The sequence below is a fragment of the Pseudoalteromonas sp. G5_S1_14_S5 genome (assembly GCF_054968605.1).
Genome location: NZ_JBQKUM010000111.1, coordinates 1 through 10814, shown reverse-complemented (window position 1 = coordinate 10814; position 10814 = coordinate 1). Strand labels below are relative to the sequence as shown.

General features: G+C 43.4%; 12 protein-coding genes and 2 pseudogenes. 8 read left to right on the top strand and 6 right to left on the bottom strand.

The window, feature by feature from the left end; translation table 11 throughout:
• Positions 1-495: 495 nt before the first annotated feature.
• The gene (locus ACTRWI_RS21105) at positions 496-1353 is read right to left on the bottom strand and encodes a helix-turn-helix domain-containing protein (protein WP_499133694.1); all 858 of its coding nucleotides are present in this window, start codon (positions 1351-1353) and stop codon (positions 496-498) included.
• A 156-nt stretch (positions 1354-1509) separates the two neighbouring features.
• Between ACTRWI_RS21105 and ACTRWI_RS21100 the strand changes: the two genes are divergently transcribed.
• Positions 1510-2226 (top strand): sugar isomerase domain-containing protein, encoded by a 717-nt coding sequence (locus ACTRWI_RS21100; RefSeq protein ID WP_499133693.1) that lies wholly within the window; start codon positions 1510-1512, stop codon positions 2224-2226.
• A 202-nt stretch (positions 2227-2428) separates the two neighbouring features.
• Here the strand turns inward: ACTRWI_RS21100 and ACTRWI_RS21095 are convergent.
• Both ACTRWI_RS21095 and ACTRWI_RS21090 read right to left on the bottom strand, forming a co-directional pair.
• Positions 2429-2781 (bottom strand): annotated as a pseudogene (locus ACTRWI_RS21095) (DUF3360 family protein); the annotation flags it as partial.
• Positions 2782-2935: 154 nt separating this feature from the next.
• Positions 2936-3391 (bottom strand): Lrp/AsnC family transcriptional regulator, encoded by a 456-nt coding sequence (locus ACTRWI_RS21090; RefSeq protein WP_499133692.1) that lies wholly within the window; start codon positions 3389-3391, stop codon positions 2936-2938.
• 142 nt (positions 3392-3533) lie between these two features.
• Between ACTRWI_RS21090 and ACTRWI_RS21085 the strand changes: the two genes are divergently transcribed.
• The 5 genes and pseudogenes from ACTRWI_RS21085 (at position 3534) to ACTRWI_RS21065 (ending at position 7806) form a co-directional block, all read left to right on the top strand.
• The gene (locus tag ACTRWI_RS21085) at positions 3534-5345 is read left to right on the top strand and encodes an aminotransferase class I/II-fold pyridoxal phosphate-dependent enzyme (RefSeq protein WP_499133691.1); all 1812 of its coding nucleotides are present in this window, start codon (positions 3534-3536) and stop codon (positions 5343-5345) included.
• A 91-nt stretch (positions 5346-5436) separates the two neighbouring features.
• Positions 5437-5628 (top strand): annotated as a pseudogene (locus tag ACTRWI_RS21080) (aminotransferase class III-fold pyridoxal phosphate-dependent enzyme); the annotation flags it as partial.
• 316 nt (positions 5629-5944) lie between these two features.
• Positions 5945-6136, top strand: a complete 192-nt coding sequence (locus ACTRWI_RS21075; RefSeq protein ID WP_499133690.1) for a 3-keto-5-aminohexanoate cleavage protein — start codon at positions 5945-5947, stop codon at positions 6134-6136.
• Positions 6137-6183: 47 nt separating this feature from the next.
• Positions 6184-7158, top strand: a complete 975-nt coding sequence (locus tag ACTRWI_RS21070; protein ID WP_499133689.1) for a TAXI family TRAP transporter solute-binding subunit — start codon at positions 6184-6186, stop codon at positions 7156-7158.
• A 417-nt stretch (positions 7159-7575) separates the two neighbouring features.
• Positions 7576-7806 (top strand): helix-turn-helix domain-containing protein, encoded by a 231-nt coding sequence (locus tag ACTRWI_RS21065; protein ID WP_499133695.1) that lies wholly within the window; start codon positions 7576-7578, stop codon positions 7804-7806.
• On the opposite strand, the gene accD is transcribed toward ACTRWI_RS21065, so the two are convergent.
• Positions 7794-8657: an acetyl-CoA carboxylase, carboxyltransferase subunit beta gene (accD, locus tag ACTRWI_RS21060; RefSeq protein WP_499133688.1), complete on the bottom strand. Its 864-nt coding sequence runs from the start codon at positions 8655-8657 to the stop codon at positions 7794-7796. The genes ACTRWI_RS21065 and accD overlap by 13 nt on opposite strands.
• Before the next feature lie 116 nt (positions 8658-8773).
• Here accD and ACTRWI_RS21055 point away from each other — a divergent pair, with 116 nt between their 5' ends.
• Positions 8774-9673, top strand: coding sequence for a LysR family transcriptional regulator (locus ACTRWI_RS21055; RefSeq protein WP_499133687.1), 900 nt, complete (start codon positions 8774-8776; stop codon positions 9671-9673).
• 124 nt (positions 9674-9797) lie between these two features.
• Complete coding sequence (rcnR, locus tag ACTRWI_RS21050) at positions 9798-10073, top strand: Ni(II)/Co(II)-binding transcriptional repressor RcnR (protein ID WP_499133686.1); 276 nt, start codon at positions 9798-9800, stop codon at positions 10071-10073.
• Between the two features lie 8 nt (positions 10074-10081).
• On the opposite strand, the gene ACTRWI_RS21045 is transcribed toward rcnR, so the two are convergent.
• Both ACTRWI_RS21045 and ACTRWI_RS21040 read right to left on the bottom strand, forming a co-directional pair.
• Complete coding sequence (locus ACTRWI_RS21045; RefSeq protein WP_499133685.1) at positions 10082-10258, bottom strand: DUF1289 domain-containing protein; 177 nt, start codon at positions 10256-10258, stop codon at positions 10082-10084.
• A gap of 1 nt (position 10259) precedes the next feature.
• On the bottom strand, positions 10260-10697 hold the full coding sequence (locus ACTRWI_RS21040; protein WP_008223720.1) for a hypothetical protein: 438 nt from the start codon (positions 10695-10697) through the stop codon (positions 10260-10262).
• Positions 10698-10814: the final 117 nt, after the last annotated feature.

Below are 10814 nucleotides of genomic sequence, written 5' to 3'. Positions count from 1 at the left end.
AATGAGTCACTATGTACATCTAAATGTGTTGACGTTATATCTTTCATATAAAATTTAAATGAAGCCATATTTACGTCCTGTGTGGTCATTAAGTATTCGAATGATGGTAGTTAATGACATATTCAACATCAACAAGTTCTGTGAATAAAAGTGTGTCCAGATATTTAGAGCTTTTTATCTATTAGATTAACTATGACATGAAGAAGTTGGGGCTAGGAGTGCGGAGGTAAGTCGAGGAAGATAAATTCGTAAGCTGGCTTGGAATGTTCTTGGTAAGCATCTCTAGATTTAGCACGTTTCTCTTGTCATATAACGCATGCTGTAAACAAGAATCGGTGTTCTTCGTGCCTAAGGAAAGCACGTTTTCTACGCTAAAGTAAATTGGGTTCTCGGAGTTGATAAATAACTCTATATGAACCCTTATGAGATGACTGTAGTGTCAAAATAGACAGGAGTATATCGTGTAAATCAGACAAGACTTGAATAAACTATTTTTCATCTGAATTTCTGACGGTACATTGAAGGTGATATGCCTTTGTACTTTTTAAACAGGCGATTAAAGTTAGATCGATTAGTATAGCCTACTCTTTCTGCAATTAAGTTAATGGGCTGCGACGTTGTTGTGAGCAATTGAGAAGCATGATTCAACCTTAACTTTGTCAAATAGGTGATGTAACTTTCGTTAAAGTGTTGTGTGAACCAACGATGTACAGTGTTTTCACTTACATGTACGTAATTGGCAAGCTTTTTCAAAGTAATATCTGATGAATAGTGCTGATCTATGTACTGGCAAACCTTATCTATTTTGCTGAAATCATCACTAGCCCTTGCTTTTTCTCCTCGCGAATAATAGGGAAGTAGCTCGATAATATGTTGATCAGAGCACAGTTCTCCCAAAACCTGAATGAAGACTGCAAGCTGCGCAATTGGGGATAGTTCACTAAAGTTATTGAGGTGTTGGTAAACCTTCTCTGCTGTTTGTGTTGTAAATCTTATACCTTTGTTGGCATTGCGAATGATAGGGGCCAACTGTCGAAGCTCGGCACTGCTGTACATGAGGTGGCCGATCCACTTCTCTCTGAACCATATAACATGAGTTTCGCATGGGTGCTTTTCATCTGAATCTCGTGATTCGAAGCTATGGGCAAGGCCTGGGCCAATTAGTAGTAGTTCGTTGTGTTTTATCTGCCCTTCAAAGGTTTCAATTCTCGATTTACCTTGAAAGTTGCGATGCAAAACCAGTTCAAATTCTTGATGAGCATGCCAACTTTCCGGTTTGAAGGCTTCTTCAAATTTTTTATAGCGCCAGGACCACCCATGCCTTTGAGGTACTTTCTGTATTGTTGCTTTCATTCCAAGCCGTTTTAAATCATTGGTTATGTGAACGCATATTGACACGTATTGTTCAATGATCAATAAAAGTATCACTTTTTAGTGGAATAGTATCACTAATGTAAGGTGGGACTGATATGTTTGAATCATCGTCAAAGAGTATAGGAGAACATAAGCATGTCTGAATACCTGAATCGTTTAATACCAAAGCTTACCTCACTTGCGGAGGTTAACCAAAAGGCGTTATCTCAAGCAACGGAGTTATTCGCTCAAGCTATTGTTAACGACAATATGATACAAGTCTTAGGGACAGGCCACTCGCATATGGTTGGTCTAGAGGGATTTATTCGAGCTGGTGGCCTTGGTAATGTCAATGCTATCTTAGACTCGGTGCTACTAACCAATGATGGTGCACTCAGAGGTTCGGCTATGGAAAAGTTGCCAGGATTAGCTGAAGTTATTTGGAATGAACAGAATATTTCAGCTAATGATGTAGTGATGGTCATTTCTAATTCAGGGCGGAATGCTCTCCCAATAGAGTTCGCTCAAATTGCTAAATCTAAAGGGCATCAGGTTATTGCGATAACGTCGATCGAACAGTCATCGAAATATCCAAGCCGCCATAGCTCTGGTCTAAAGTTGATGGATATTGCTGATGTTGTTATTGATAATCAGGTTCCACCTGGTGATGGCCTATGTAATGTGAATGGAAAAGTGACGGGCGCTTTTTCTAGCATAGCGGGCATGATGATCATGAACATGTTAGTTGTGGAGTCCCAGAAAGTCGCATTAAACCAAGGTGCTACACCACTGATTTTCTCGAGTCAGAATGTAGATGGTTTCGACAATGACTATGTATATCAGCATTTTGGCTCTCGATTAAAATCTATGTAGATAATTAGCATTGAAGTAGCAGTAGGTCAGCGATATACCACTGACTCTGCGATTTGTGTTAGTTACACTCGATAGACGTATGATAGAGCTCTGTTGGGTGAAGAGTATCATTAATGTACATTGTAACTCATGTATAAATAAATTAAGGCTGCATGTATACGAAGCCTTTGTATTGCTATCGAGGTTAGCTATTATCTCTAGCTTAATGAAAGCTTGAGATAATAGCTGGAATCCCTGGTAGAAGGCGACCGACGCCATAACGCTTGTCAGTACAACAAACATAATAACGGGAAGAACCCAGCGGCTCATCTTACTTAGTTCACTGCTACGCTCTTTACAGCCGACCAATCCTAAATTGTCTAGTAGCATAGTGATTGACCAACCAAATGCCGGATTTACGAGTGCTGATGAGAATACAATAATCGCTGCCGATTGCGTGGTGTTACCCTCACGCGTCATCTCCATTCCCGCCTCTAATAGTGGAACGAATACACCCACAATCAGTGCAACACAAAGTACAGGTTGCCAATTAGCTAAGTCCATTGGGCTATCCCAAGTCTGGTTGCTGCACTAGAGCTATCAGGGAGCGAAAGGACCCAGTTTGTAAGAAAGGTTGTAGAACAGATTGATCTCAAAGTGATGCAACTTGTGGCAATCGCACAAACAAACGGCTAAATGGTCTCTCAGTTTTCAGAAAAAGTCGATTTACTTACCTTACTGGTAATTTGGTTTTTGTCTTTACCTGTCCAAAGGCGAAGCTGGATTCAATCGAAGCAATATTGGGCAGACGAGTTAACTGCTGGCGAATAAACTGCTCGTAGCTTTTGAGAGACTCACTCACCACATGCAATAGGTAGTCGTGATTCCCCGTCATTAGAAAACACTCCAACACTTCATCAATCGCTTCAATGTGCTGCTCAAAGTCTCGCATGTTATCTTCAGTCGGCTTCTCAAGCTTTATCAACACAAACACGTTTACGGGCAGGCCGCACGCTTCTTGGTCGACATTGGCGTGATAGCCACGAATGATCCCTTGCTTTTCTAGTGCTCGAACTCTGCGTAGACAAGGGGAGGGGGAGAGCGCGACGCGGTCGGCTAACTCTTGATTGGTGAGTCGTGCGTTGCTTTGCAGTTCAGCCAGTATTTTTTTGTCGATCTCATCCATTGGCATACTCCATCAATATAAGACTATAATCAGCAATATTATTGCTCAAAGTGTATGTCTTACTTCGTAAATAGCAATATTTAACATCTATATAACACTAAAATTAAAGGAGGTACAACAAGGATGGAATGACTTAGCAATTATGAATACTTCAACTCAACTTAGCCCACTGCGAAAAACCACCAAACATGAACAAGCAGAAGCCCTTGCCATTGAGCAAGCAAAACACTTTGGTATTGATCCAAGCAGCGATTACGGCACCACGCTGGTGGAATTGGCGACGACACTGTATACAGCCAATACCAAGACCCACGATCTTTGGGCTTTGACGGTTGATGGCCTTTCAGAGCTGGATAAGAGTGACCGTATCGCTTGGTTTAACGCCAAACGCTTTTTGTCGTTCCAGATCGCTAAGATCCTCGATAACCTGCAAAACCCGATGCGTGCGACTTACCAGTCTATTGCGACTAACAATGGTAACTTCGCCTCAAAAGGGGCGTATCCTATTTTCGACAATGTGGCGGCTATCTTTTCTGCCAGCCCGGTGATTACTCGCACGGCGACTTATCTGTTTGCCTGTACTGAGTGGATTGAAGATGCGTTCAACGGTAAAGAGCCACTTCACGATATTTATTCTCGATTGCTGAACCCAACCTCAATCTCTTTGGCAAACCATATGGTTGATCTTGAAGCAGGATCGAGAGCCAACGAGTATCTTGCTTGGAACTTTAACTCGGGGATGGCGGCCATAGATGGTTTACTCAGTCACTTGCTAGGTCATGAAGATATTGTTTTGGCTTCACGCAACATCTACGGCGGTTCTTATCAGCTGTTAGAAGATTGGTTTGGTAAACCTTCGAACCTCAATGTCGCTGTCGAGTGGGTGGATGGTTACTCCGGTGATGATTTTGAGGTTCGACTTGATGAGGTCGCACACAAGTATGCTGATCGCCTCTCTGCAGGTAAGAAGATCTATGTCTATCTTGAGTCACCGTGTAACCCACATGGCTACGTGTTAGATGTCGCCAACATTAGTAAGGCGACACATTCTCGTGGTTGGGATGTGATTGTGGATTCGACGGTAGGTACGCCGCTGTTACACCCAGTACTAAAACGCGATGATGTGATGGAAAGGCCGGATTACGTGATTCACTCGTATACCAAAGAGCTGGCCGGATCTGGCACCACCACAGCAGGTGTTGTGATTGGGCGCAACGAGACCATGTTTGTGCCAAAAGGAGAGGAAGTGACTTTCACCAAGCCCAATGGTGATGGGGTGACGATTCCTTGGAATGAAACCCTGTTTTGGAATGTGTATTACATTAAAGGTGCCTTCTTAGATGCAGACAAAGCGTTTGAAGTGCTCAATGGCATGAAAACTTATGAGATGCGTGTGGTGCAGAAAACCATTAATACGCTAACTCTAGCGAAGATTTTTGATGCTCACCCAGACATTAATGTGTCTTGTCCTGCTTTGCCAGACAGTGATAATTATGAACACTGTCAGCACAACATGTACTTAGGACTGCCAGCCGCACTGTTTACTATCGATATGGAAGGGAATGGCAATCGAGCACCAATCAATCGAGATGGATTTAAGCAGTTCTTCGACATGCTTGAACCCGCTATCGGTATGCAAGTAAGTCTTGGGCAAACCAATACAGTGGCGCTGTGTCCTGCATTGACCACTCACTCAGAACTGAGCGACGAGGCACTCAATGAGGCGGGAATCAAGCCAACGACGATGCGTATCTCGATTGGTTTAGAAGATCCTCGCATGTTCATTGCACACATAATCGAAGCCGCTAAGTTATCGATTGACCGCAAACATGTTGATTTCTCATCGAGCTTCCCAAGTAACGAGCACATCGACGAGATCTATATGCAAACTTATATGGACGTACACCAAAGGTTTGTGAAGAGTCTGCCTAAGTTCGGGCAGCTTAGTCAGTAAAGAAATTTAAAGTTTAAAGTAGTAAGTAAGGGCACCCTATAGACGTATGAGTCGATAGGGTGTTTTTCTCTATGCTCATACAGGTTTTTTCACTAGCGAAAGCAGTAAAAAGTTATCAGAACGAATCGTGCCGCTAGCTCTATACTCTTTGCAGCACGTGTACTTTGTCAGCGGTGGTTCAGAAGTTGTGGAAGCCGCGCTTAAGATGGCAAGCCAGTATTATGTTGAGCGTGGTATGTTGTCCAAAACTGAGGTTATTGCCCGTCGACAAAGTTACCATTGAAACACATTAGGCGCCCCCGCTTTTGTAGGCAATGAGTGGCGGCGAGAACCGTTACGACCGTTGCTTTTCACAACTCATCATATTGCACCAGCAAGGCATTGTCTCTCAGTACGTTCTTTACAGCTCAGATCAGCTGGAAAGATATTTCAGACTCGTCGAGCAAAATATCCTGCCTGATTATGTTTATCACTTATTGCTGGTTCTTAGACAATATACATCAGAGCAAGTCCTCACGACCTTGTCCCGTTTCTTAATTGTCGATTATTTGAACTTTGCCACCGTGGGCGGTGTGTGAGTTTGGTCAATTTGAACACAATTGCTTGACGGCTGCTATGCTTATGAGGCTGACGTTCGAGTTGGCTTTGAAAATAATCATTATGACAATCAGGGCGCTATTGCTAAAAGCAATGCTACTTTCGTGAGCCAACTCTGTTACCCGTCCGAGACACTCAATATTGAGTTAATGAGTGGACAAAAGTTTAGAAGCAGTCTTCTCAATTACCAGTAATGGCGGAGTTTACTGGTTTATTTACTCTACGACAGGAAGGAATAACCATGATCAAACTTAGAACTATGCTAACGGTGACTGCCGCGTGTCTCATGATGGGAGGCGCGACGCTCGCGCAGGCAGAAGAGCGATTTGTGACTATCGGCACTGGCGGTGTCACGGGGGTTTATTATCCAACTGGTGGTGCTATTTGTCGCCTAGTGAACAAGAACCGATCTGAATTTGGTGTGCGTTGCTCGGTAGAAAGTACCGGTGGTTCGATTTATAACATCAACACTATTCGAGCTGGCGAATTGGACTTGGGCATTGCGCAGTCAGACTGGCAATATCACGCTTACAATGGTACCAGTAAGTTTGTCGACGCTGGTCCCTATAAAGATCTTAGAGCATTATTTTCGGTTCACCCCGAACCGTTCACTGTTGTAGCGCGTGCCGACTCTGGTATCAAGGGCTTCGAAGATCTTAAAGGTAAGAGAGTCAATATAGGTAATCCTGGTTCAGGCCAGCGAGGTACGATGGAAGTGTTAATGGACCAATATAAATGGGATGATGGCGTATTCAAGCTTACTTCTGAGCTTAAAGCGTCAGAGCAGTCCAAAGCATTGTGTGATAACAAAATTGACGCGATGATATATACCGTTGGTCACCCAAGCGGAGCGATCAAGGAAGCGACGACATCTTGTGATAGTCGCATTGTGTCGGTAAGCGGGCCCGTTGTTGATAAATTGGTTGAAGATAATAGCTTCTACCGTAAGGCAACGGTTCCGGGGGGGATGTACAATGGGAACCCGAACGACGTAGAGACGTTTGGAGTGGGCGCAACATTTGTTACATCTACTAACGTACCCGATGATGTCGCCTATGCTATTGTTAAGTCTGTGTTTGAAAACTTTGATGACTTTAAGCGCCTTCACCCTGCTTTCGCGAATCTGAAAAAAGAAGAAATGATCAAAGACGGCCTGTCTGCGCCTCTTCATCCGGGGGCAGTGAAATACTATAAAGAAGCAGGGTTAATGAACTAAATCACCCGACTTGTATCAATACCCTTTAAGCCTGGTACTACAAGATTTGTCACTGTGCAGAAAGTGCCATCGGTATCGCCTTCGGTGTTGATGGCTCTTCTGAGCGTAACAATAAAAAGGTTCATCGCGGATTAACGGGAACTAAAAACAAAAACGGTAGTAAGTGATATGGTTTAGTCGCCAAACAAAAATCATACACAAACTACCGTTTTCATGCCGAATCATACTTTCCTATCTTCATTCTGGGAAGGCTTTAAAATAGTAAAGTCTCACCAGACAGCCTCACTTATTACCCTAACTCTTAAACCTAACTCTGAGGCGAAATGCTCTTGTGGTCTCGAGGCCTAGGCTACCCATGAGTATCAATGGCGTCATGTAAAAGAAGCCTTGTTGCTCGGTGTTCCTGTTGAACTTTTCGTGCAAAGTCGAAGGATTAAGTGCCGTGAATGCGGCATAAAAACAGAGGCTTTATCTTGTTTGGAGCCTTATGCTCGTATAACGAAGCGCCTAAAAAGCTATATAGAACAACGACTGCCTCTTCTTCCCATCAAGCGTATATCCGAGTTAACGAGCGTTCATTGGCATATCATTACAGAGATAGATAAACGTCGACATCGCCAAGTTGTACCTTCAGCTCATGCTTTTTGATGGTTGGTATTGGTCATCATGGCTATAAGTCTTGCCACTTTTTTACGCATGTCACGCCTATCTACAATCATGTCTAAAGCACCATGTTCGAGTAAGAATTCACTCTGTTGAAAACCTTCAGGTAGCTTTTCCCGTACCGTTTGCTCAATGACTCTTCGACCCGCGAAACCGATTCTCGCTCTAGGCTCACCGATATTGATATCACCCAGCATTGCTAAACTGGCTGAGACACCGCCAAAGGTTTGGTCGGTGAGTACCGAGATATAGGGCAGTTTAGCTTCAGACAATCGTTTGAGCGCAGCGCTGGTTTTCGCCATTTGCATCAATGCCATGAGTGACTCTTGCATGCGCGCGCCCCCGCACGCTGAAAAACATACCAGTGCGCAGTTTGATTCAATTGCTTTATTGACTGCATCGACAAATCGAGCGCCTACAACGGATCCCATTGACCCTGCCATAAAAGCAAACTCGAAAGCACATGCGACAACTGGCATTCCAAGCAGCTCGCCCTTCATCACGACTAGTGCATCTTTCTCACCTGTACTTTGTTGTGCAGAGACCAGTCGCTCGGTATAGCGTTTGTTGTCTTTAAAGCTGAGCAGATCTATTGGTAGATATTCAGTACCTAACTCCGCTCGCTCGCTGTTATCTAGAAATGTATCTAAACGAATACGTGCTGTCATTCGCATGTGATGCCCACATTTTGGACATACCTGTAGGTTTTCCTTGAGGGCGATATGGTACAAGGTTTGGGTACAAGAAGGGCAGCTGATCCAGACTCCTTCTGGGATTGATACTTTACGATTACGTTTTAAGTTGTTCTTATTTAATATTTTTTCTAGCCAGCTCATGGATAACCTTTATTCCCATTGTTCGAGTGATGAATATTGTATAAGCCTGTTTTTGGTAATAAAGTGTCGATATTTGGCTTTATAATCCAATAATATGGGATTGTGTGGGAGGGGATATGCTGGATAAAATTGATCAGCAATGGCTAAAGAGTTTTCATTGTGTCTATGAGAACAATAGCTTCAAAAGAGCGGCAGAGTTTCTGTGTTTACCGACTTCAAATGTTAGCCGACATATCGCGTTGTTAGAGCAACAACTAGATGTAAGACTGTTTGTGAGAAGCACGCGTCGTATCGCTCCAACAGAAGCTGGCGAGCATCTTTATCAGCGTACGCAGCCCTTGTTGGATAAACTCAATCAGGCGATAGAAGAGGTCACACAACACTCTCAAGAGGTGCAGGGACAATTAAACATCTTAATGCCGGACTCTGCCGAATTAGCTCAAGCTGTTATTGCCTTTTGCAACCAGTACCCTTCGATATCACTTTGTTGTGATACCAGCATTAGTCCAAAAGAGGACTTGATCGATGGCTTTGACGTTATTGTCAGTTTTCATCGAGGAAAGTTAGAAGACAACAGCTGGATCGCTAAAGAAATCCAACGTTGGCCAAGTGTTGTCGTTGCCTCACCTAAACTACTTCAAAGCTGCTCAAAACCGTTTCAGATTACAGATTTAAAACATGTGCCTTGTATCAGTAGTTTTACCGCACTGAACGGTACACCTTGGATATTTACAGACGATCAGGGTGAATGGGTAACGCAGCGAGTCAAATCAGCATTTAAGGTTAACAGTGGTCAGCTTGCCAAGGCAGGAGCATTGGCCGGCTTAGGCTTTGCGATATTACCAGCTGAGCTTTGCCGTGAAGAGGTTGAAGCTGGTGAACTAGAAATTGTGGAGCTCGAATATCAGCCTGCAGACTTAGTTCTATATGCATTTTATGCTTCCAGAAAACATATAGCGAAAAAGGTTCGCGCCTTTATAAAGCATTTGCAGCAGCGTGCGAAAACAAAGCAGTAGGCCATTCGAACCTTACTCTTGCCTAGAAGGCGTATAGCGGGTACTGAAAAACTACCCCCCAGTACTGCTAAAGTGCTACATTACAGGTTAACCGCTTGTTTTTAATTACCTGAGTACCTAAGTTATGTCACATACCGCCAAAGATCAGAAAAAACTAAAGGCCCGAGTTAGTAAAATACAAGGCCAGGTCAATGGTTTGAAAAAGATGCTCGATAATGACGAGCAAAAGTGCCAAGACGTACTGCAGCAAATCGCAGCGATTCGTGGCGCAGTGAATGGCTTGATGAGGGAGGTCATTAAAGGTCATCTTCTAGAACATGTGGTACTAGAAGATGACAAAGTTCAGCGTGAAGAAGATATGGAAGTGGTGCTGAAAGTATTGGATTCATACATCAAATAGCGCTTGGTTTAGCGGTTCATTTGATCCTTTCTTTTTACTAGCTCTTTCTTGAGAACATTAACAGCGTAAGGCTTCATTGATTTCCAAGCCTTACACTCATCTCGTGTTCTACCACAGCCTAAACACCACCCTTTACTGTGTGAAAAATCGCACATATCAATACAAGGGCTTTTCTGTTTTTTCATATTAGAGCCTATCTAGTACTTTCTCTACACTGGCTTCAAGTGAGCGCAGCCGGTTGAATTCCTCGAACAAACGCTGTTCTAGGTTTTTAAAGTTTAGGGGGAGGGTTCTCTGGCAAATCCCGTAACTGTTATCTTGGGTTTTATAGCCTTTCCAACTTTCAATGCGATCTTTTTCTAGTGCTTTAAACTGGCGTATAAATTCTGCTTGGGAAGGACAGTCTTCTTCCGCATGCATGCAAACAGGAAAGGCCTTTTGCTTAATCTGGGGCCCTTCGATAAAGGTCTCAAAGTGGATACCGCCCTGTTTTTGGTTGAACCAAGTCTCTTTATATAACTGAAGGTACTCTCCACGGTTATAGATCTCCCAACCATCCTCGAACCAGTTTGCTTTTCTCAGCATCTTCTCTAGGTTGCGGAAAACACCTTTAACATCTTTCATATGGAAACTCTTAAGCCTTGGTTTGTGAGATAGTGTATGAAAAAAACCATACTCCCCCTGAGTATAAAATACTACCCCCTAGTATATGTGGTTAATACACATCATCATGTCTTAGAG

Excerpts from the sequence above, each read along its gene's own strand:
- ACTRWI_RS21105 (WP_499133694.1), bottom strand. The coding sequence starts at position 1,353 with ATGAAAGCAACAATACAGAAAGTACCTCAAAGGCATGGGTGGTCCTGG.
- ACTRWI_RS21100 (WP_499133693.1), top strand. The coding sequence starts at position 1,510 with ATGTCTGAATACCTGAATCGTTTAATACCAAAGCTTACCTCACTTGCG.
- ACTRWI_RS21090 (WP_499133692.1), bottom strand. The coding sequence starts at position 3,391 with ATGGATGAGATCGACAAAAAAATACTGGCTGAACTGCAAAGCAACGCA.
- ACTRWI_RS21085 (WP_499133691.1), top strand. The coding sequence starts at position 3,534 with ATGAATACTTCAACTCAACTTAGCCCACTGCGAAAAACCACCAAACAT.
- ACTRWI_RS21070 (WP_499133689.1), top strand. The coding sequence starts at position 6,184 with ATGATCAAACTTAGAACTATGCTAACGGTGACTGCCGCGTGTCTCATG.
- accD (WP_499133688.1), bottom strand. The coding sequence starts at position 8,657 with ATGAGCTGGCTAGAAAAAATATTAAATAAGAACAACTTAAAACGTAAT.
- ACTRWI_RS21055 (WP_499133687.1), top strand. The coding sequence starts at position 8,774 with ATGCTGGATAAAATTGATCAGCAATGGCTAAAGAGTTTTCATTGTGTC.
- rcnR (WP_499133686.1), top strand. The coding sequence starts at position 9,798 with ATGTCACATACCGCCAAAGATCAGAAAAAACTAAAGGCCCGAGTTAGT.
- ACTRWI_RS21045 (WP_499133685.1), bottom strand. The coding sequence starts at position 10,258 with ATGAAAAAACAGAAAAGCCCTTGTATTGATATGTGCGATTTTTCACAC.
- ACTRWI_RS21040 (WP_008223720.1), bottom strand. The coding sequence starts at position 10,697 with ATGAAAGATGTTAAAGGTGTTTTCCGCAACCTAGAGAAGATGCTGAGA.